This is a genomic window from Lichenibacterium dinghuense (genome assembly GCF_021730615.1).
Lineage (GTDB): Bacteria > Pseudomonadota > Alphaproteobacteria > Rhizobiales > Beijerinckiaceae > Lichenihabitans > Lichenihabitans dinghuensis.
On the sequence record NZ_JAJLMN010000001.1, the window covers coordinates 5,697,366 to 5,717,522 of the forward strand.

A 20,157-nucleotide genomic window follows, 5' to 3' on the forward strand; every position below is an offset into this window, starting at 1 on the left:
CCGCCCCGCCCGGCCCGGATCGCCCCCGGGCCGGGCCGATACAATTTTGCGCCCTCCACCCCTTCACCATTTGTCGGACGAAGCCGGGACATCCCTTATTCTCCGTTTGACAGAGCAGCCATGCGTCCCCCTAATGCGCGCGACCGAGCGGCGAACACGCCGCCGGCACGACGGTTTCGGCCACGTCGAAGCCCGCCGGGGCGGGACGACGCGGGCCACGCGAGGGAGTGGAACGTGATCAACAGACGGACGTTTGCCGGCCTGGCGCTCGGGGCGATGGCCCTGTCCTCCACCGCACTGACGCCGGCCTACGCCGCCAAGGGCGACCTCATCGGCGTCGCCATGCCGACCAAGTCCTCCGCCCGGTGGATCGACGACGGCAACAACATGGTCAAGCAGCTCGAAGCCAAGGGCTACAAGACCGACCTGCAGTACGCCGACGACGACATCCCGAACCAGCTCGCCCAGATCGAGAACATGGTCACCAAGGGCGCCAAGGTGCTGGTGATCGCCTCCATCGACGGCACCACGCTGACCGACGTGCTGCAGAAGGCCCACGACGCCGGCGTCAAGGTCATCGCCTACGACCGCCTGATCCGCAACTCGCCCAACGTCGACTATTACGCCACCTTCGACAACTTCAAGGTCGGCGTGCTGCAAGGCACCAGCATCATCGACAACCTGGGCCTCAAGGACGGCAAGGGCCCGTTCAACATCGAGCTGTTCGGCGGCTCGCCCGACGACAACAACGCCTACTTCTTCTACGACGGCGCCATGTCGGTGCTGAACCCCTACATCAACTCGAAGAAGCTGGTGATCCAGTCCGGCCAGATGGGCATGAAGCAGGTCTCGACCCTGCGCTGGGACCCGGCCGTGGCCCAGGCCCGCATGGACAACCTCCTGTCGGCCTACTACACCAACAAGACGTTGAACGCCGTGCTGTCGCCCTACGACGGCCTGTCGATCGGCATCCTGTCGTCTCTGAAGGGCGTCGGCTACGGCTCGGGCGACCTGAAGTACCCGGTCGTCACCGGCCAGGACTGCGAAGTGCAGTCGGTCAAGTCCATCATCGCGGGTGAGCAGACCTCGTCGATCTACAAGGACACGCGCGAGCTCGCCAAGGTCGTGGTCTCCATGGTGGACGCGCTGGAGAACGGCTCGCAGCCTGAGATCAACGACTCCAAGACCTACGACAACGGCAAGAAGGTGGTCCCCTCCTACCTGCTGAACCCGGTCCTCGTGAACAAGTCGAACTGGAAGCCGGTGCTGGTGGACGGCGGCTACTACACGATGAAGCAGCTCGGCCAGTAAGCCGAACGCACCGGGCCCGCGCGGGGACGACCTCCGCGCGGGCCCGGCCGCATCGGGACGGGGCGATGCGCCCGTGCCGCGACGACGCGATGATTGCGGGAACCCGCGCGATCTGCTGAACTCGACCACAACGACGCCGTGACACCGAGCCGGCGCGAGGCGACAAGGGACCGAATGAGCCCGATCCTGGAGATGCGAGGGATCACCAAGACGTTTCCGGGCGTGAAGGCGCTCGACAACGTCAACCTGGTCGTGAACCCCGGCGAGATCCACGCCATCTGCGGCGAGAACGGCGCCGGCAAGTCGACCCTGATGAAGGTCCTGTCCGGCGTTTACCCGCACGGCACCTACACGGGCGACATCCTGTACGAGGGCGAGACGGTGTCGTTCCGCGACATCTCGGAGTCCGAGCACCTCGGCATCATCATCATCCACCAGGAGCTGGCGCTGGTGCCGCTCCTGTCCATCGCCGAGAACATGTTCCTCGGCAACGAGACGTCCCGGTTCGGCGTGATCGACTGGGACCGCGCTTTCGCGCGCACCCGCGAGCTGCTCGCGCTGGTCGGCCTCGACGAGAATCCCGAAACGCTGATCACCAACATCGGCGTCGGCAAGCAGCAGCTGGTCGAGATCGCCAAGGCTCTGGCCAAGAAGGTCAAGCTCCTCATCCTCGACGAGCCCACCGCGTCGCTGAACGAGAGCGATTCGCAGAAGCTGCTCGACCTCCTGCTGTCCTTCAAGCAGCAGGGCATGAGCTCGATCATCATCTCGCACAAGCTGAACGAGATTTCCCGCGTCGCCGACCAGATCACCATCATCCGGGACGGCACCTCGGTCGAGACGCTCGACTGCCGCAAGGACGCGATCTCGGAGGACCGCATCATCAAGGGGATGGTCGGCCGCGACATGGAGAGCCGCTACCCGCACCGCACCCCGAAGATCGGCGAGCCGCTGCTCGAGGTGCGGAACTGGAACGCCTACCATCATCTCCACGCCGAACGCGCGGTCTGCAAGAACATCAACCTGTCGGTCCGCCGCGGCGAGATCGTCGGCGTGGCCGGCCTGATGGGCGCCGGCCGCACCGAACTCGCCATGAGCGTCTTCGGCCGCTCCTACGGGCAGAACATCTCGGGCGAGGTGATGCTGAAAGGCAAACCCGTCGACGTCTCGACGATCTCCAAGGCCATCGCGGCCGGGATCGCCTACGTGACGGAGGACCGCAAGCAGCTCGGCCTCGTGCTCGACGAGAACATCACCAAGAACACGACGCTGGCGAATCTGCCGGCGGTGTCGTCGGCCAGCGTGATCGACTCCGACAAGGAGTACCGGATCGCCTCCGACTACCGCAGCAAGCTCAACATCCGCTCGTTCGGCGTCGAGCAGCAGACCGTGAACCTGTCCGGCGGCAACCAGCAGAAGGTCGTGCTCAGCAAGTGGCTGTTCACGAAGCCCGAAGTGCTGATCCTCGACGAGCCGACGCGCGGCATCGACGTCGGCGCCAAATACGAGATCTACTCGATCATCAACGCCCTGGCCGACGAGGGCAAGGGCGTGCTGATGATCTCGTCCGAGATGCCCGAGCTGCTCGGCATGTGCGATCGGATCTACGTGATGAACGAGGGCCGCTTCGTCGGCGAGTTCCCGGCCGCCGAGGCGAGCCAGGAGGTCATCATGCGCGCCATCATGCGATCGAAGGAACTCCACTGATGAGCTCTGTCAACGCGCCCGGCGGGCTCGACCCCGTCACGGTCCCCCATCCCAAGCCGGGCGCCCTGCCGGCCGCCAAGACCGGCACGGGCTCGGGCCTCCGGCAGATGCTCGCCAAGGGCAACTTCCGCGACTACGGCCTGCTGATCGCCCTCGTGGTGATCATGCTGTTCTTCGAGTACCAGACGGGCGGCGTGCTGTTCCAGCCGCTGAACCTCACCAACCTGATCCTGCAGAACTCCTACGTCGTCGTCATGGCGCTGGGCATGCTGCTGATCATCGTGGCGGGCCACATCGACCTGTCGGTCGGCTCCATCGTTGGCTTCGTCGGCGCCCTCGCGGCCGTGCTGATGGTGAACTACCACGTCGAGTACCTCACGGCGACGCTGCTTTGCCTCGTTGTCGGCGGCATCGTGGGCGCGAGCCAGGGCTATTTCGTCGCCTATTTCGGCATCCCGAGCTTCATCGTCACGCTGGCCGGCATGCTGGTGTTCCGCGGCCTGACGCTGTCGATCCTCAACGGCGCCTCGGTGGGCCCCTTCCCCGACGTGTTCCAGCTCCTCGCCAAGGGCTTCTTCCCGAACTTCGCCGGGCCCCACACGTCGCTGCTCATCGCGCTCGTCATCTGCGCCATCTTCATCGGCACGAGCTTCCGCCGCCGCATGGTGCAGCAGCGCCACGGCGCCCTGACCGAGAGCATGGGCGGCTTCGCGCTGCGCAACGGCTTCCTGGCGCTGGTGCTGATCGCCTTCGCCTGGTCGATGGGCGAGTACCGCGGCCTGCCCAACGTGCTCATCATCATGACCGTGCTGGTGCTGCTGTACCGCTTCATGACCAACAAGACGACGGTGGGCCGCCGCATCTACGCGCTGGGCGGCAACATCAAGGCGGCGCGCCTGTCCGGGATCAAGACGGAGCGCCTGACCTTCCTGACCTTCGTCAACATGGGCGTCCTCGCGGGCCTCGCCGGCATGATCTTCGCCGCGCGCCTCAACACCGCGACCCCGAAGGGCGGCCTCGGCTTCGAGCTCGACGTCATCGCGGCCTGCTTCATCGGCGGCGCCTCGGCCTCGGGCGGCGTTGGCAAGGTCACGGGCGTGGTGATCGGCGCCTTCATCATCGGCGTGATGAACAACGGCATGTCGATCCTCGGCATCGGCATCGACTACCAGCAGGTCATCAAGGGCCTCGTTCTGCTCGGCGCCGTCTGCCTCGACCTGTACAACAAGAAGGCGGCGGCTTGATCCGACCCTGAGCCGTCTGGCACCATCCCGCGACGATCGCGGGAGGTGCGGATGGCGCAGAAGGGCGGAAACAGGCAGCAGAAGCAGGCCGCGAAGGCGGTGCGGCGCCGGCAGGCGGTCGCGGCCAAGCAGCAGACCGAGCGTGCGGCGTCGAGCTTGCCCGCGCGGATCGCGGCCGCTTCGGCGGCCCCGCTCGACCGATGCCTGCGGACGGCCGACGCGCAGGCGGCCGGCATCGGCCACGTCATCCTCGCGAAACGCCTTCCCTCCGGCGCGCTCGGCTGCGGCTTCTTCCTCGTCGATCTCCTGTGCCTCGGCGTGAAGGACGCCTACTACCGCGAGGTCGCCCCGTCCGACCTCGACGAGCGCGTGACGGAACTCGCCGCCGACGGGCAGGCGATGGCGGCGATCGACCCCGCTTCCGCCAAGAAGCTCATCCTCGGCGCCGTGGCTTTCGCGGCGGACAGCGGCATGGACCCCGCCCCGGACTATCGCAGGGTGATCCGGCTGTTCGACGGCGTCGACGCTTCCGCCGCGACCGAGCACTTCACCTTCGGGCGGGACGGCAAGGCCGTCTACATGCCCGGACCGAACGACGGCACGGCCAGGATGCGGGAGATCGAGCGGAAGCTGACCAGGGCGCGCGGCGCGGACGGGTGGGACGTCGACCCGATGGCGAGCCTGTCGGAGCGGCAGCGGCTCGTCATGCACGGCCTGTCCGACCTGCTGGGCCGGCACGCCGGCTACGGGGATGAGGACGAGGGCGGCCTCGTCATCGACCACGAGGGACCGACCGAGCCGCGGAGCGGCTGATCGGCCGATCCCGCGTCATCAGGCCTTACGGACGAGGCGCGCGGCGAAGAAGCCGTCGAGGCCCGTCAGCGGCGGGTCGAGCCGGGCCGGGTGGCTCGGCAGCGTGCGCAGCTCGCCCTGCGCGTTCACGCTGTCGACGAGTCCGCCGATCTCCTCCGGCGCGATGGGCGAGCGCGCCATGTCGGGGTTGCGTCGCAGCAGCGCGGCGATCTGCGCCTCCCCCTCCTCCGGCTCGATCGAGCAGGTGCAGTAGACGAGGCGGCCGCCCGGCCGCAGCAGCGAAGCCGCGCGGTCGAGCATGCGCGACTGCAGGGCCGAGAGCGTCACGATGTCGGAGGCCCGCTTGGTCCAGCCCACGTCCGGGTGGCGCCGCATGGTTCCGGTCGCGGTGCAGGGTGCGTCGAGCAGGATGGCGTCGAAGGGCTGCGCCGAATAGGAGGTCGCGTCGGCCACCTCCGTCTCGGCCGTCAGGGCCAGACGCTCCAGGTTGGCGGCGAAGCGCTTCAGGCGCTCGGCCGAGCGGTCCACGGCCGTGACGTTCGCGCCGGTCAGGCAGAGCTGTGCGGTCTTGCCGCCCGGCGCGGCGCAGAGGTCGGCCACCCGCTCGCCCGGTTCGGCCCTGAGCAGCCGCGCCGGCAGAGCCGCGGCCGCGTCCTGCACCCACCAGGCGCCGTCGGCGTAGCCCGGCATCTCCGGCACGGGGACGCTGCCGCGCAGCCGGACCGAACCGGTGTCGAGGACGTCGCCATCGAGGCGCTCGGCCCAGCCCGCCGCGTCGGACTTGACCGTCAGGTCGAGCGGCACTTCCGCCCGGTTGGCGGCCGCGATGGCGGCCGCGGCCTCGTCGCCGTAGGTCTTGCGCCAGCGCGCGGCGAGCCAGGTCGGCGTGTCGACGTAGGGGTCATCGCTCTCGTGCTCGTCGCGCTGGCGGGCGACGTTGCGCGCCACGGCGTTGGCCAGCGACGCGAAGCCCTGGCTCGCGGGGTCGAGCCGCACGGCCTGGACGCAGGCGTTGACGGCGGCATGGTCCGGCACGTCCAGGAACAGGATCTGGGCGGCCGTGACGATCAAGATCCATTCGAGCTGGCCGCTCTTCTTCGGCAGCCCCTTGTCGAGCAGGCGGCCGAGGAAGCGCCGCAGCGTGCCGAGCCGCCGCAGCGACACGACCACGATGGAGCGCGCAAGCGCGCGGTCGCGCTCGTCCAGCCCCTGCGTGAAGCGCGGATGGGCCGCCGCGGAGGCCAGCGCCTCGTCGAGGCCGCGCCCGTTCATGACGACGTCGCTCAGCGCCGCCGCGGCCGCGAGCCTGCAGGCCAGGCCGGCCGGAAGCTCGGCCGGGGGCGGCGCGGCCTTGAGGCCGGATCTGCCGCGGTTCGGTCGGCCCGGAGGCTGCGTCACAGGCGCCATCGGTCAGGCCGAGCCGGAGGTGGGGGTCAGGGATGCGGCTCCGAGGAACCCGTACGCGAACGGCATGACGAACCTTCCGGCCGCCTCGCATCGTCCCATGGCCGAAGGGAGCGAGGCGACCTAGATGAGGGGAGGGCCGGAGTGTGGCCTCCGGGTCAGGCCGAGTGCCAGAAAAAGGTGGTGGAAGCGTGATGGACGACGAACATCGGGCCGGTCCGGGAGACCCCGCCATCCGTCCTCAGGCGGGTGCGGCCGAGCGCGCCCTGGCCGAGGCGGCCGAGCGCCGGGCCGCGGCCAAGCGGGTCCAAGAGGTGCGTCCGCGCGAGGTGAACGGCCGACAGGGTCCGGAGCCGGTCCGCTACGGCGACTGGGAGAACAAGGGCATCGCCTACGACTTTTGACTTCGGCGCGCCCCGCGGGCCGGGGCGCGCCGTGCGGGTCAGACGTCGCGCGAGCCACCGAGCGACTCGCCGGTCTTGTTGACCACGGTCCTGAAGTTGTCCGCGGCCGAGTGGCGGACGTTGTCGATCGCCTCGCCGGCCGCCGCGCGAATGCCGTCGACCTCGTGGCGGGCCGCGTCCGTCGCCTGATCCCGGAAGCGGTGGGCCGTGGAGCCCATGAGGCTGTCCTCGGTCTCGGTCATGGGCAGGGCCGCGCCGATCGCGGCGCCGATGGCGAGGCCGATGGCGCCCAGCACCAGGGGCTGCTCCTCGAACAGCGTGGCGAGCTTGGACTTCACCTCGCCCCGGTCCGACGGGAGATAGCGCGACACGCTCTGCATGGCTTCATTCGCTTGCGTGGAGGTCGAATCGTAGGCCCTCTCGGCCCCGCGGCGCAACGCGTCGGAGACGCCGTCCCGGGCGCTCGCCAGAGTCGACGCCGCCGATCCGCCGCGGCCCGGCGCGGGCTGGAAGCTTGACGGGTTGCGCAGCAGGGGCGGCCTCGTCGCCGACGCGCGGACGTAGTCGGCGCGGGGCTCGTCCGCGGCGCGCGATGCGGCCTCGTCGCGCTTCGAGAAGAAGCGCATGATCAGGGCCGAACCCGCGGCCACCAGCACGGACGGGATCGGATACTGCTTGGCGACCCCGACGAGGTTGTCCGCCACGCTCGCGGCGCCGATGCGGGCGTTGGAGACCACCTCCTCCATCACGTTGGCGGGCTGGAGGTTGTTGCGCAGCTGCTCCAGCGTGGACGCCAGATGGGCCCGGGTGTCCTCCGCCTCGTGGGCCACCTCGCTGGACGATTGCCGATCGCCGGTCATTTCACCTGCTCCTTCACGATGGTGGCGTCCTTGCCCAACTGGTCCATGGACCGCTTCGGCATCAGGTTCTCGGTCGACAGGCTCCGGATGCCGATCAGCGCGACCACGCCGCCGATGCCGGCGATCACGACGCCGACGATGAAGTAGGCCAGCCAGGTCACGACGCCGATCGCGATCACGACCTGCACGATGCCGAAAAGGATGATGAAGAGGCCTGCCAGCGCCAGAACGGCGGCCACGAGGAGGGCGACGACGGCCTTGAGGGCGAAGGAGATCTTCTCCGAGATCTCGGTGCGGACGAGGCGGATCTCCGTCTCGAACAGCACCGTCATCTGCGACAGCGCGTCGGCGAAGAGGGACGGGGTCGAGGGCCGCCCCGGCGTTTCGAAGGTCATGGTGCGCTATCCCGTCCGGCTCAGACCGCGCGGTCGCCGCGGAGCGCCGCCCCGTCGACCAGAGGCGCGTCGCTCTTGAAGAAGCGCGAGACGAGGAAGCCCGCCACCACGGCGCCGCCGAAGAAGGCCACGGGCTGACGGCGGCCGAAGTCGGCCAGCGTGGCGAACACCTCGCCGAGGTCGCGGGAGCGGACGTCCTCGGCGATGCGGTCGACGCTGTCGGCCGCGGTGCGGACGAGGCGGCCGAGGTGGGGGTTGGTCTCGTCGAGGTCGCCGGCGGCCGAATGCGCGGCGCGGGCCACGCCCGCGATCTTGTCGGCGCCGGCCGTCTTCTGCTGGCTGACGATCTCGTTCAGGCGCGCGCGGGCCTGCTCGGCGATGGAGGCGGCGACACCCTTGGCCTCCTCGGCGGCCTCGGAGCTGCTCTGGCGGAAGGCGGAAGCCGCGTCCCGGACCTGCGCCGAGCCGTCGGACGAGGCATGGGCGTAGCGGTCCGAGGTGCCGCACGCCGCCGCATCGCGGCGGAGGTCCTGGAAGCGATGGTTCAACTCGTCCCGCGCGCGAGCGGCGTTTGCGCCGAAACTCGCATTCGGATCGGTGTCAAACGGTTCAGCCATCGCGTCCTCCGGGTCCAGGGGGCCGAAGGCGCGTCGCGCGCCGCCTCAACCCCCCACATCGGCGAGCCAACGTAGCGGAGAAGCAGGGGGTTCCGGCGTCGGACCAAAGGCTTGAGGAAAACCCGGCGGGGGTGCGTCAGGGTCCGACGACGACGGGCGTGCCCACCTCGACGCGGTCGAAGAGGTCGACGATGTCGCGGTTGAACATGCGGATGCAGCCGAAGGACGCGGCCGTGCCGATGGAGTCCGGACGGTTGGTGCCGTGGATCGCGTATTCCCCGCCCGACAGCGTCAGCGCTCGCATGCCCATCGGATTGCGGGAGGACCCGCCGGGGATGTAGTCGGGCAGCCAGGGCTCGGCGCGCTTGACCTCGGCCGGGGGCGCCCAGGCCGGATTGCGGTACTTGCCGTCGACGATCGCCGTGCCGCTCCACTGCTTGCCGAACTTGCCGACCGCCACGGGATAGCTGATGGCGCCCCCGTCCTCGCCGATGAGGAACAGGCGCCTCTGCCGCTGGCTCACCACGATGGTGCCGGGCGCGTAGCCGGACGGGCCCTCGTAGGCAGCGGCACGGGCGGGCGTCACCGCCGTGTAGAGCGCCAGCACGGCCGCGACCGCGATGCTGAGGGCGAGCACGAGGTGGATGAGCACGGTCCCGCGTCGGCCGTCGGGTCGGCTGTCGAACCCCGCGCGATGCGTGAATTCCATGTCCTGCGCTCCTTCGCCGGTCCGTGGGCCGCCGCCGGCGGGCCGCGGCCGGCATGGGCGCACCCTGCCCCGTCGCGCTTAATCGCGGGGATACGCCGGGGGCTCCCCCGACGTGAACTGTCGCGACGGTGAACGATTAAGCGCGAGCGCCGGACCCGCCTCCGCGAGCCCGGCTTACCCCTCAGGGGCGGTTGGCGATGAGGTCGTCGACCACGGACGGGTCGGCGAGCGTCGAGGTGTCGCCGAGCGAGCCGAGCTCGTTCTCGGCGATCTTGCGCAGGATGCGACGCATGATCTTGCCCGAACGGGTCTTGGGCAGGCCCGGTGCGAACTGGATCACGTCCGGCGACGCGATGGGGCCGATCTCCTGTCGCACGTGGGTGACGAGCTGCTTCTTCAACGCATCGGTCGCCTCCACGCCTTCCATCAGGGTCACGTAGGCGTAGATGCCCTGCCCCTTGACGTCGTGCGGAAAGCCGACGACCGCGGCCTCGGACACGCTGCCGTGGGCCGCGAGCGCGCTCTCGACTTCGGCCGTGCCCATGCGGTGGCCCGACACGTTGATGACGTCATCGACGCGGCCGGTGATCCAGTAATAGCCGTCCTCGTCGCGCCGGCAGCCGTCCCCGGTGAAGTACTTGCCGGGATAGGCCGAGAAGTAGGTGTCCTCGAAGCGCTTGTGGTCGCCGTACACGGTGCGCATCTGCCCCGGCCAGGAGTCGGCGATGACGAGGTTGCCCTCGCAGGCGCCCTCCAGCACCTTGGCCTCGGCGTCCACCACCTCGGGCTTCACGCCGAAGAAGGGCCGCGTGGCCGAGCCGGGCTTGAGCTTGGTCGCGCCGGGCAGCGGCGTGATGAGGATGCCGCCGGTCTCGGTCTGCCACCACGTGTCCACGATGGGGCAGCGGCCCTCCCCGACGACGCGGTGGTACCACTCCCAGGCCTCGGGGTTGATCGGCTCGCCGACCGAGCCGAGCAGGCGCAGGCTGCTGCGGTCGGTGCGCCTGACCGGCTCGTCGCCCGAGCCCATCAGGGCGCGGATCGCGGTCGGCGCGGTGTAAAGGATCGACACCTTGTGCTTGTCGACCACCTCCCACATGCGCGACACGCTCGGGTAGTTGGGGACGCCCTCGAACATCAGGGTCGTGGCGCCGTTGGCGAGCGGCCCGTAGACGATGTAGCTGTGGCCCGTCACCCAGCCGACGTCCGCCGTGCACCAGTAGACGTCCTTCTCGTGCACGTCGAAGACGTATTGATGCGTCATCGACGCGTAGACGAGGTAGCCGCCCGTGGTGTGCAGCACGCCCTTGGGCTGGCCGGTCGAGCCCGAGGTGTAGAGGATGAAGAGCGGCGCCTCGGCGTCCATCTCCTCGTAGGGGCAGTCGGTGCCGACCGCGGCGGCGAGCTCGTCGTAGTAGCGGTCGCGCCCTTCGACCATCGCGACCTTGCCGCCGGTGCGCTTGACCACGATCACGCTCTCGACGAGGCCGCTCTTCTCGATGGCGGCGTCGACGTTCTTCTTCAGCGGGACGACGCGGCCGCCGCGCAAGCTCTCGTCCGAGGTGATGACGACCTTCGAGTCGCAGCCCGTGATGCGCCCGGCCAGCGCATCCGGCGAGAAGCCGCCGAACACGATGGAATGCACGGCGCCGATGCGCGCGCAGGCCAGCATGGCGAAGGCCGCCTCGGGTATCATCGGGAGATAGATGGTGACGCGGTCGCCCCGCTCGACGCCCTGCCCCTTCAGGACGTTGGCGAAGCGGCAGACCTCAACGTGGAGCTCGCGATAGGTGATGCGGCGCGACTCGGCGGGGTCGTCGCCCTCCCACAGGATCGCGACCTTGTCGCCCTTGTCGGCGAGGTGCCGGTCGACGCAGTTCATGGACACGTTGGTGGTGCCGTCGCCGAACCACGCGATCGACACGGCGCCGGGCGCGAAGGAGGTGTCCTTGACGCGGCTGTACGGCTTGATCCAGTCGATCCGCATGCCGTGCTCGCCCCAGAACCCCTCCGGGTCCTTCATCGAGCGGGCATACATCTCGTCGTAGCGGTGTGCCCCGACCAGGGCCTTCTTCTGAAACGATTCCGGCACATCGTACACGTGCTGGGACATCGATGTTCCTCCCCACCCTGTCGGCTTTCGCGTCCGGCCTCTCGGGGCCGCAGGGTGGAAAGCTTACAAAGTGAGAAGGGTTCTCACAAGGGGACGGGAGCGCGGCTCAGGAACAGTCCTTGGCGACGCGGTCCAGCGCCGGGCCGAGGCCGGTCAGCGAATAGGCGTCGGTCGCGACCGCGCCCTTGCTGCTCGGCGCCTTGACGACGAGGCGGCCGTGCTTCTTCATCGCGCCGACGAGCTGTCCCTCCTGCGCGGAATCCTTCATCCAGGCGTTCTGTCCCTTGGTCACGAGGTCGAAGTTCGTCGTGCCGACCTCGGCCTTGGCGTCCCCGCTGCCCTCCTTGAGCGGCAGGCCCATGATCACCGACACCTCGTTCTTCACGTGCTCGCCGGGGCGGGTCGAGATGAAGATGTAGCCCGCGTCGCGCTTCAGCGACGAGGGGGTGCGCTCCTTCGGCTGCGCCAGCGCGTAGCAGATCTTGCTCTTGGCGCCCTGCGCCTCGTAGGCGCCCCAATCGCCGTAGGTGCCGACGAGCTGGGGCTTCGCGGTCAGGGCCGGCTTGGCGTCCGGCTTGGCATCGGATTTCGCGGCGGCGGCCTTGGCGGGCTTCTTGTGAGCGGCGGCGAAGGCCGGGGAGGCTACGAGCAGGCCCAGAACGGCGCAGCTCGCGACGATCGAGCGGCCTTGCCCCTTCAGCGCACGGATCATGGTGTTTGCCCCTTCACGGTCGGCCGATGACGCGGGTGAACCCTAGCCCGCGATGCGTAAACATTTACCCATCCCTCATGCGGGCGGGTCGCGGCGGAATTCAGGTGAGGTGTTGCGGTCCTGCGCCGCGCGGCGGCGTCGCCCTGGACACCCGGCGCAGGGCGCGCCAGCATCGGCGCTGGCATGCCGTGTGCACGCCCGCGGAGACCTTCGGAGGACGGGCGCCTTGGACCTGAACGGCATCGAGGAGGTGGTCGAGCGGCCGGACCGCGGCAGCCTCGCGGGCTTCCGCCCCGGCGATGCCTGGCTCGGCGGCGGCACATGGCTGTTCTCCGAGCCGCAGCCGGCGCTCACCCGGCTCCTCGACCTCCGCGGCTTCGGCTGGGAGCCGCTGCGCGCCGACGCGGACGGGCTCACCATCGCCGCGACCTGCACGATCGCCGAACTCGAGCGCTGGAGCGCGCCGCCGGACTGGCGCGCCGCGGCGCTGGTGCCGCTGTGCTGCCGCGCCCTGCTCGGATCCTTCAAGGTGTGGAACGCCGCGACGGTGGGCGGCAACGTCTGCCTGGCGCTGCCGGCCGGGCCCATGACGGCGCTGGCGGCGGCGCTCGATGGCGCCTGCACGATCTGGGGCCCGGACCGGGACCGCGCGGTCCCGGCGCTGGACTTCGTCCGCGGCGATCGCCTCACGGTCCTGCGGCCCGGCGAGATCCTGCGCGAGATCCGCCTGCCCGCCGCGGCGCTGCGCCGCCGCTCCGCGTTCCGGCAGATCTCCCTCACCCCGCAGGGACGGTCCGGCGCGCTGCTGATCGGAACGCTCGACATCGACGGCGGCTTCCGCCTCACCGTGACGGGGTCCACGGTGCGCCCGATCGCCTTCCGCCACCCCGCCCTGCCCCCGCGCGCGGCGCTGCTCGGCGAGATGGCCGCGATCCCGGACGAGCTGATCTTCGGCGATGTCCACGGCCGCCCGGCGTGGCGGCGGGCCGTCACGGCCCATCTCGCCGGCGAGATCCTCGACGAGCTGCGGGCCCCATGAGCTTCACGGTCAACGGCAGGGCCGCGGCGGAGGAGCCGCGGCCGGGGCAGTGCCTGCGCACCTTCCTGCGCGGCCTCGGCTGGTTCGGCGTCAAGAAGGGCTGCGACGCCGGCGACTGCGGGGCCTGCACGGTGTGGCTCGACGGCGAGCCGATCCACAGCTGCATCATCCCCGCGTTCCGGGCGCGCGGGCGCGCGGTGACGACCATCGAGGGCCTGGCCGGGGACGGCGGGGACCTGCATCCGATGCAGCGCGCCTTCCTCGACGCGCAGGGCTTCCAGTGCGGCTTCTGCACGGCCGGGATTATCATGACGGCAGCGGCGCTGGACCAGCGCCGCCGCGCCGACCTGGCCGGGGCGCTGAAGGGCAATCTGTGCCGCTGCACCGGCTACCGCTCTGTCGCGGACGCGGTCGCGGGCGTCCGGCACGCCGACGACGGGCGGAACCTCGGCGCCCCCGCCGGCCCCGGCGTGGTGACGGGCGCCGCGCGCTTCACCGCCGACGTCGCGATCGAGGGGCTGCTGCACGCCAAGCTGCTGCGCTCGCCCCACCCCCACGTACGCGTGCTGACGATCCACCGCGCGGAGGCCCTGGCGGTGCCGGGCGTGGTCGCGGTCCTGTCGCACGAGGACGCGCCGCCGGCGCTGTTCTCGACCGGCCGCCACGAGCTCGACGGCGACGACCCCTTCGACACGCGCGTGCTCGACACGGTGATGCGCTTTCGCGGCCAGCGCGTCGCCGTCGTCGTGGCCGAGAGCGAGGCCGCCGCCGAGGCCGGCTGCCGCGCGCTCCGCGTCGACTACGAGGTGCTGCCGGCGGTGTTCGACCCCGAGGAGGCGATGGCGCCCGGCGCGCCGCTGCTCCACGCCGACAAGGCCGCCGGCCGCGGCATCCACGACGCGTCCCGCAACGTCGCGGCGGAGTTCCACTCCGACATCGGCGATGCCGCGGCCGGCTTCGCCGCCGCCGACGTCGTGCACGAGGCGACCTACCGGACGCAGCGCGTCCAGCACGCCCATCTCGAGACTCACTGCGCCATCGCCTGGACGGACGCGGACGGCCGCCTGGTAGTGCGGACCAGCACCCAGGTGCCGTTCCTGACGCGCCGCGCGCTGGCCCGCGTGCTCGACCTTCCGCCCGATCGCGTGCGGGTTCTATGCGAGCGGGTCGGCGGCGGCTTCGGCGGCAAGCAGGAGATGCTGGTCGAGGACGTGGTGGCGTTGGCGGCCCTGCGCACGGGCCGGCCGGTGAGGCTGGAGCTGACGCGCGAGGAGCAGTTCACCGCCACCACGACGCGGCACCCGATCGCTGTGCGGGTGAGGCTCGGGGCACGGCGCGACGGGCGGCTCACCGCCATCGCGCTGCGCGCCGTCTCCAACACCGGCGCCTACGGCAACCACGCCGGGGGCGTGCTGCACCACGGCTGCGGCGAGTCGATCGCCGTCTACGACGTGCCGGCCAAATCCGTTGACGGCTACGCGGTCTACACCAACGAGGTGCCGGCCGGCGCCTTCCGCGGCTACGGCCTCAGCCAGCTCATCTTCGCGGTGGAGTCGGCCGTGGACGAGGTGGCGCGGCGGCTCGGCATCGACCCGTTCGAGATGCGCCGCATCAACGTCATCCGCCCCGGCGACCCGATGGTGGGCACCTCAGCCGACCAGGGCGACGTTGAATACGGCTCCTACGGGCTCGACCAATGCCTCGCGCTCGTCGAGGACGCCCTGGAGCGGAACGCGGGCCTCCCCGTGCCGGAGGGCGACTGGGCCGTCGGGCGCGGCATGGCGCTCAGCATGATCCACACGATCCCGCCGCGCGGCCACTTCAGCGACTCGCTGATCGCGCTCGACGGGCGGGGCCGCTACTGCCTCACGGTCGGGACGGCGGAGTTCGGCAACGGCGCGACTACCACGCATGTGCAGATCGCGGCCGGCGTCCTGTCGGCCGCGCCGGGGAACGTGGCGGTCCGCCAGTCCGACACGGACGGCGGCGGCCATGACACCGGCGCCTACGGCTCGACCGGGCTGGTCGTGGCGGGCCGCGCCACCCTGCGCGCGGCCGAGGACCTGCGGCGTCGCCTGCTCGACGGCGCCGAGAAACTGTTCGGGCCCGCGCGGGACGGCTGGCGCCTGTCGGGCGATGCAGTGACGGACGGCGCACGGCGCGTGCCCCTGGCCGACCTCGCCGCGCGGGCGGGCGAGGCCGGGCTCGCGCTCGAAGGGCGCGGGTCCTTCGACGGCACCCCGCGGTCGATCGCCTTCAACGTCCACGGCTTCCGCGTGGCGGTGCACCGCGTCACGGGAGCGATCCGCATCCTGCGGAGCGTGCAGGCGGCGGACGCAGGCCATGTGGTCAACCCGATGCAGTGCCGCGGGCAGGTCGAGGGGGGCGTCGCCCAGGCGATCGGCGCGGCGCTCTACGAGCACCTCGACATCGAGGACGGCCGCGTCACCACGCCGGTGTTCCGCGCCTACCACATCCCGGCCTTCGCCGACGTCCCCGTGACCGAGGTCCTGTTCGCCGACACGAGCGATCGGCTGGGACCGCTCGGCGCGAAGTCGATGAGCGAGAGCCCGTTCAATCCCGTCGCACCCGCCCTCGCCAATGCGGTGCGCGACGCGACAGGGGTGCGGTTCACGGCCCTGCCGCTCGCGGCGGACCGGATCTTCGAAGCGGTGGCCGAACGGGCCTCGGGGCCGAGCGGGAGAGAGGGCGGTGGACGGGATGGGGACGACCGTGACCGTGGTGGCGCTGACGCATGACCTCCTGGGTCGGCGGTCGCTGGTGACGCTGGTCTGGAGCGACGCGCCCGACAAGCGCGTCACGCTCCCCGTGCCCTACGGCTGCGGCCTCGACCGCGTCGAGGCCGAGGCGCTGGCCGCACTGAAGGAGTTCGCGAGCGAGATCGCGGGCGCCGGAATCCGGACGCCCGCCGACCCCTGACTCACCCCATGTTCTCCTTCACCTTCTCGACGAGGCCCTTCAGCGAGAACGGCTTGGCGAGGAAGTCGTAGACCGCGCCCTCGGGTAGGTTGCGCTTGAAGGCGTCGTCGGCGTAGCCGGACACGAAGATCACCTTAATGGCGATGCCGCGCTTGCGCAGTTCGGCGAACATGGTCGGCCCGTCCATCTCGGGCATCACCACGTCGGACACGATGAGGTCGATCGGCGGCTGGTCGGGGTCGAGCGCGATGTCGAGCGCTTCCGCGCCCGACGCCGCCTCCACCACCGTGTAGCCGCGCGACGTCAGCGCCCGCGCCCCGAAGGCCCGCACGGCGTCCTCGTCCTCGACGAGCAGGATCGTGCCGTGCCCCGTGAGGTCGGCCGAGGCGGCCTTCACCGCCTCCTTCTTCGCCGGTTCCTCGACGGGCGCGGGCAGATGGCGGGGGAGGAAGATGCGGAATAGCGTGCCGCGGCCGACCACCGAATCGCAGAACACGAAGCCGCCGGTCTGCTTGATGATGCCGTAGACCATGGACAGGCCGAGGCCGGTGCCCTTGCCGACCTCCTTCGTGGTGAAGAAGGGCTCGAAGATCTTGGGCAGCACGTCGGGCGGGATGCCGCCGCCGGTGTCCTGGAGCTCGATCAGCACGTAGTCGGCGGGCGTCAGGGTCTTCTCGTGGAAGTCCGCCACCTCCGGTTCGGGCACGTTGCGGGTCCGCACGGTGATCCTGCCGCCGTCCGGCATGGCGTCGCGGGCGTTGACGACGAGGTTCACCAGCACCTGCTCGAGCTGGTTCACGTCCGCTCGCACGAGCCAAAGGTCGCGGCCGTGGACGACGTCGATCTCGATCTTCTCGCCGACGAGCCGGCGCATGAGGTTCTGCAGATCCGCCACCACGTCGCCGAGCTGCAGGTCGACGGGCTGCAGGGTCTGCCGACGCGAGAAGGCCAGCAGCTGGCGCACGAGGCCGGCGGCCCGGTTGGCGTTCTGCCGAATCTGCATGATGTCCTGGAAGGACGGGTCGGTCGGCCGGTGGTTGGACAGCAGGAGGTCGGAATAGCCGATGATCGCGGTCAGCACGTTGTTGAAGTCGTGCGCCACGCCGCCCGCGAGCTGCCCGATGGCCTGCATCTTCTGGGCCTGGAGGAAGCTTTCCTCCAGGGTTCGCATCTCGGTCGTGTCGAGGGCGAAGATGTCGACCGTGGCGCCTTCGCCGCCCCGCGCCTCCGCGCCCGACACGAAGAAGCGGATCGAGCCCTTCGTGGCACCGCCGAGCGTGGCATCGACCGGCGCAATGTCGCTGCGCCCCTGCGCCGCGGCGTCGATGGCGGCGCGCAAGGCCGGGCGGTCGCCCTCGGACACCCCGGCATAGACGGTGCGGCCTCCGCCCCGCAGCGCGTCGCCGAACAGCCTGACGAAGGCCGCGTTGGAGCGCAGAATATTTCCCGCGGCGTCGAGCGACGCGATCGCCATCGGGGTCGAGTTGAAGAAGCGCGCGAAACGCACCTCGGCGGCGCGCAGGTCCTCGGCGGGCTCCTCGCCCGGCGCGCGGCTGATCACCAGCGTGCGCGAGGTGCCGGGCCTGCGGTCCTCGGCGAAGGCGACGCGGTGGAGCAGGCGCACCGGGAGGCTCTGGCCACCGCGGCGGCGCAGGTCGACGTCGAACTGCTCGGTCTTGACCTCGCCGGACGAGCCCGGCACGGCGGACAGCATGGCGGCGCCGTCCCCCGCCATGATGTCGTCGAGCGTGAGGCCGCCCGATCCCACCTGGGCGAGGTCGTAGTCGAGCCAGCCGGCCAGCGTGGCGTTGAGGTAGGACACGCGCCCGTCGGGCTCGGCCGAGAAAAAGCCGGCCGGCGCGTGGTCGAGGAAGTCGATCGCGTGCTGGAGTTCCTGGAACACGTTCTCGTGGCGCTCGCGCTCGCGCGTCACGTCGGCCACGCTCCACAGCACGGCGCGCCTGCGCCCGGCGCGCGCGAGCGGGCGCACCTTCACGCGGTACCAGCTCACGGCGGACACCCCGTCGAGCGCGGGCGACAGCCGGATCTCTTCGGCCGCCTTCCGGTCGTCCCGGGCCGCCTGGGCGAGCCGGTACACGGCCTCCGAGATCTCGGCCGGGCCGGAGAACAGCCGCTCGACGGGCCTGATCTGCGCGACATCCGAGGCGCCCGACATGGCGAGGTAGGCCTCGTTGGCGTAGACCACCCGCGCGTCGCCTTCGGTGACGAGGAGGCCCTCGCCGCTGGTGTCGGCGACCAGCTTGGTGAGGTCGTTGCGCGCCGCCTGGCCGGAGAACTGCAGGACGCCGATCGCGTAGCTGAGCACCGAGATCAGCCCCACCACGGCCAGCGCGGCGAGCAGCACGGAGGTGAAGCGGCCCGCCTGCTCCTGCGGCAGGAAGGAGTAGGAGGCGGCCGCCGCCACGAGCAGCACGGCGATCAAGAGGACCAGAAGGGGGCTGCCGGTGCGCTCCGTGCGGTCCACCGCGGACAGGGGCGCGTCGGTCACGACGCCCTCGGCGATGGCACGTCGACCGTGACGGGCCCGACGGGCGCGCGGTGGCCCGCCGGGCCACGGACGGGACGCAGCGCCGACGCGACGGCTCCGACCGGCCTGATCCCCACGCCCGAGCGGCGGGACCCCATCGCGCCCCGACCCACCGTCACCCCGTTAACCATTGATTAACCTTATTGAAGCGCACCTCGCACCTCGTGCTACAATTCAGCACTTGAGTGGGGCCTGTGTCGAGAGGCGAACAGAAGCATGCAGTCTTTGACCAGCTTTTTCGAGGACAACCGGCTGCTGGCGCCGGCCGCCGTGGTGGCCGCCATCCTCGTCCTGCTCATCGTCGTCTTCGTGCTCTATCGCCTGCTGTTCGGCCGGCGGCTCCGTGCCGCCAGCAACGGGCGGACCCGCCAGCCCCGGCTCGGCATCGTGGACGCCTACGACCTCGACCGGCAGCGCCAGCTCGTGCTGGTGCGGCGCGACAACGTCGAGCACCTCATCATGATCGGCGGCCCGACGGATGTGGTGGTCGAGTCGTCGATCGTCCGAACCCAGTCCGCCGGGGCGGGCCGCGACAAGGAGGGGGGCAGCCCGCTCGTCGGCACCGTGACGGCGCCCGCCGCGATCGTCGCGCCGAACGCCCCGCCCGCGCTGGCTGCCGCGCCCCCGGCCGCGGCCCTGCCGCCCGCCGCCGCGGCGAGCCTGCCCGCCGCCGGCCCGCGCTCGGAACCCGCCCCCATCCGCACCGATGCTCCTCCGCGCGGCGACGGCGCTGCCCAAGGGCGCACCGAGCCCGCCCTCGGCACACCGATCCCGTCGGCGGAGCGGCCCGCCGCGGCGCGCCCGCCCCGGCCCATCGCGGTCCCCGATCCCGCCGCGCCGGCGCCGGCCGGGGAACCGCCCGCGCCCCAGCCGATGCGCCCGGCCCCGCCGCGCCCCGCCGGGCTCCCGCCCCGTCCGGCCCCCACGGCGGCGGCGAACACCGCGCCGTCGGCGGGCGGGGCCGACCGGCCCGCGTCCCCGCGCCCTCCCTGCCCCCACGCCCGCCGACGGCGCGCCCGCCCCTGCCGCCGCGCCCGAGCCTCGCGTCGAGCCTGCCGCCGCGCCCGCCCCGGCCGGCCCCTGCGGCGCGGCCGGAGCCGCAGGTCGAGCGTCCGGCCGCGCCGCCCGTGCAGGCAGCGCCGGACGCCGGGCGGACCGTTGAGGCCGAACCCGAGGCGAGGATCGCCCGCGGACCCGAGCCCGCTCCGCCGCGGGTCGACGAGGCCGCGCCGGCGATCCCCACGCCGAACCGCAACATCGAGTCGCTCGAATCGCTGGAGGAGGAGATGGCGAAGCTCCTCGGCCGTCCCACGCCCCGGCGTGACGGCTGACCCGGTCGCG

At 71.1% G+C, this 20,157-nt stretch carries 18 protein-coding genes; 9 read left to right on the top strand and 9 right to left on the bottom strand.

Translation table 11 applies throughout. From position 1 onward, the window contains the following. The first annotated feature begins 276 nt into the window (after positions 1-276). From chvE to L7N97_RS27410, 4 genes are all read left to right on the top strand, one after another. Entirely contained in the window at positions 277-1,311 is a 1,035-nt protein-coding gene (chvE, locus tag L7N97_RS27395; RefSeq protein WP_237482448.1) for a multiple monosaccharide ABC transporter substrate-binding protein, read from the top strand. A gap of 174 nt (positions 1,312-1,485) precedes the next feature. Next, entirely contained in the window at positions 1,486-3,018 is a 1,533-nt protein-coding gene (gene mmsA / locus L7N97_RS27400; protein ID WP_237481754.1) for a multiple monosaccharide ABC transporter ATP-binding protein, read from the top strand. 107 nt (positions 3,019-3,125) lie between these two features. Then, entirely contained in the window at positions 3,126-4,262 is a 1,137-nt protein-coding gene (gene mmsB, locus L7N97_RS27405) for a multiple monosaccharide ABC transporter permease (RefSeq protein WP_237482450.1), read from the top strand. A gap of 51 nt (positions 4,263-4,313) precedes the next feature. Further along, positions 4,314-5,075 carry a hypothetical protein gene (locus L7N97_RS27410; RefSeq protein WP_237481756.1) on the top strand — a complete coding sequence of 254 codons (762 nt, stop codon included), beginning with the start codon at positions 4,314-4,316 and terminating at the stop codon, positions 5,073-5,075. 18 nt (positions 5,076-5,093) lie between these two features. On the opposite strand, the gene L7N97_RS27415 is transcribed toward L7N97_RS27410, so the two are convergent. Continuing rightward, positions 5,094-6,482 carry an RsmB/NOP family class I SAM-dependent RNA methyltransferase gene (locus tag L7N97_RS27415; RefSeq protein WP_428981038.1) on the bottom strand — a complete coding sequence of 463 codons (1,389 nt, stop codon included), beginning with the start codon at positions 6,480-6,482 and terminating at the stop codon, positions 5,094-5,096. A 191-nt stretch (positions 6,483-6,673) separates the two neighbouring features. Between L7N97_RS27415 and L7N97_RS27420 the strand changes: the two genes are divergently transcribed. Then, a complete protein-coding gene (locus tag L7N97_RS27420; RefSeq protein WP_237481760.1) occupies positions 6,674-6,883 on the top strand; it encodes a DUF1674 domain-containing protein in 210 nt (69 codons plus the stop codon). A gap of 38 nt (positions 6,884-6,921) precedes the next feature. On the opposite strand, the gene L7N97_RS27425 is transcribed toward L7N97_RS27420, so the two are convergent. The 6 genes from L7N97_RS27425 to L7N97_RS27450 all read right to left on the bottom strand — a co-directional run bounded on the left by L7N97_RS27425 (position 6,922) and on the right by L7N97_RS27450 (position 12,289). Then, positions 6,922-7,743, bottom strand: coding sequence for a hypothetical protein (locus L7N97_RS27425; protein ID WP_237481762.1), 822 nt, complete (start codon positions 7,741-7,743; stop codon positions 6,922-6,924). Continuing rightward, positions 7,740-8,138: a phage holin family protein gene (locus L7N97_RS27430; RefSeq protein WP_237481764.1), complete on the bottom strand. Its 399-nt coding sequence runs from the start codon at positions 8,136-8,138 to the stop codon at positions 7,740-7,742. The genes L7N97_RS27425 and L7N97_RS27430 overlap by 4 nt, the downstream gene beginning before the upstream one ends. Positions 8,139-8,158: 20 nt before the next feature. After that, a complete protein-coding gene (locus tag L7N97_RS27435; protein ID WP_237481766.1) occupies positions 8,159-8,686 on the bottom strand; it encodes a hypothetical protein in 528 nt (175 codons plus the stop codon). A 205-nt stretch (positions 8,687-8,891) separates the two neighbouring features. Further along, entirely contained in the window at positions 8,892-9,464 is a 573-nt protein-coding gene (locus tag L7N97_RS27440; protein WP_237481767.1) for a L,D-transpeptidase, read from the bottom strand. Positions 9,465-9,645: 181 nt separating this feature from the next. Continuing rightward, the gene (gene acs / locus L7N97_RS27445) at positions 9,646-11,577 is read right to left on the bottom strand and encodes an acetate--CoA ligase (protein ID WP_237481770.1); all 1,932 of its coding nucleotides are present in this window, start codon (positions 11,575-11,577) and stop codon (positions 9,646-9,648) included. A 106-nt stretch (positions 11,578-11,683) separates the two neighbouring features. Beyond that, positions 11,684-12,289, bottom strand: a complete 606-nt coding sequence (locus L7N97_RS27450) for an invasion associated locus B family protein (protein ID WP_237481771.1) — start codon at positions 12,287-12,289, stop codon at positions 11,684-11,686. 226 nt (positions 12,290-12,515) lie between these two features. On the opposite strand from L7N97_RS27450, the gene L7N97_RS27455 reads away from it, so the two are divergent. Genes L7N97_RS27455 through L7N97_RS27465 form a run of 3 tightly spaced genes read left to right on the top strand, consistent with a single transcriptional unit; the run spans position 12,516 to position 16,268 of the window. Then, positions 12,516-13,328, top strand: a complete 813-nt coding sequence (locus tag L7N97_RS27455; protein WP_237481773.1) for an FAD binding domain-containing protein — start codon at positions 12,516-12,518, stop codon at positions 13,326-13,328. Further along, entirely contained in the window at positions 13,325-16,087 is a 2,763-nt protein-coding gene (locus tag L7N97_RS27460; RefSeq protein ID WP_237481775.1) for a molybdopterin-dependent oxidoreductase, read from the top strand. The genes L7N97_RS27455 and L7N97_RS27460 overlap by 4 nt, the downstream gene beginning before the upstream one ends. After that, positions 16,050-16,268 (top strand): hypothetical protein, encoded by a 219-nt coding sequence (locus L7N97_RS27465; RefSeq protein WP_237481777.1) that lies wholly within the window; start codon positions 16,050-16,052, stop codon positions 16,266-16,268. The genes L7N97_RS27460 and L7N97_RS27465 overlap by 38 nt, the downstream gene beginning before the upstream one ends. 1 nt (position 16,269) lies before the next feature. Here L7N97_RS27465 and cckA read toward each other — a convergent pair whose 3' ends face one another. After that, a complete protein-coding gene (gene cckA, locus L7N97_RS27470; RefSeq protein ID WP_237481778.1) occupies positions 16,270-18,777 on the bottom strand; it encodes a cell cycle histidine kinase CckA in 2,508 nt (835 codons plus the stop codon). Positions 18,778-18,990: 213 nt separating this feature from the next. Next, a complete protein-coding gene (locus L7N97_RS30415; protein ID WP_237481780.1) occupies positions 18,991-19,269 on the bottom strand; it encodes a hypothetical protein in 279 nt (92 codons plus the stop codon). A gap of 674 nt (positions 19,270-19,943) precedes the next feature. Between L7N97_RS30415 and L7N97_RS27485 the strand changes: the two genes are divergently transcribed. Next, on the top strand, positions 19,944-20,147 hold the full coding sequence (locus tag L7N97_RS27485) for a hypothetical protein (RefSeq protein ID WP_237481782.1): 204 nt from the start codon (positions 19,944-19,946) through the stop codon (positions 20,145-20,147). The last annotated feature ends 10 nt before the right edge of the window (positions 20,148-20,157 follow it).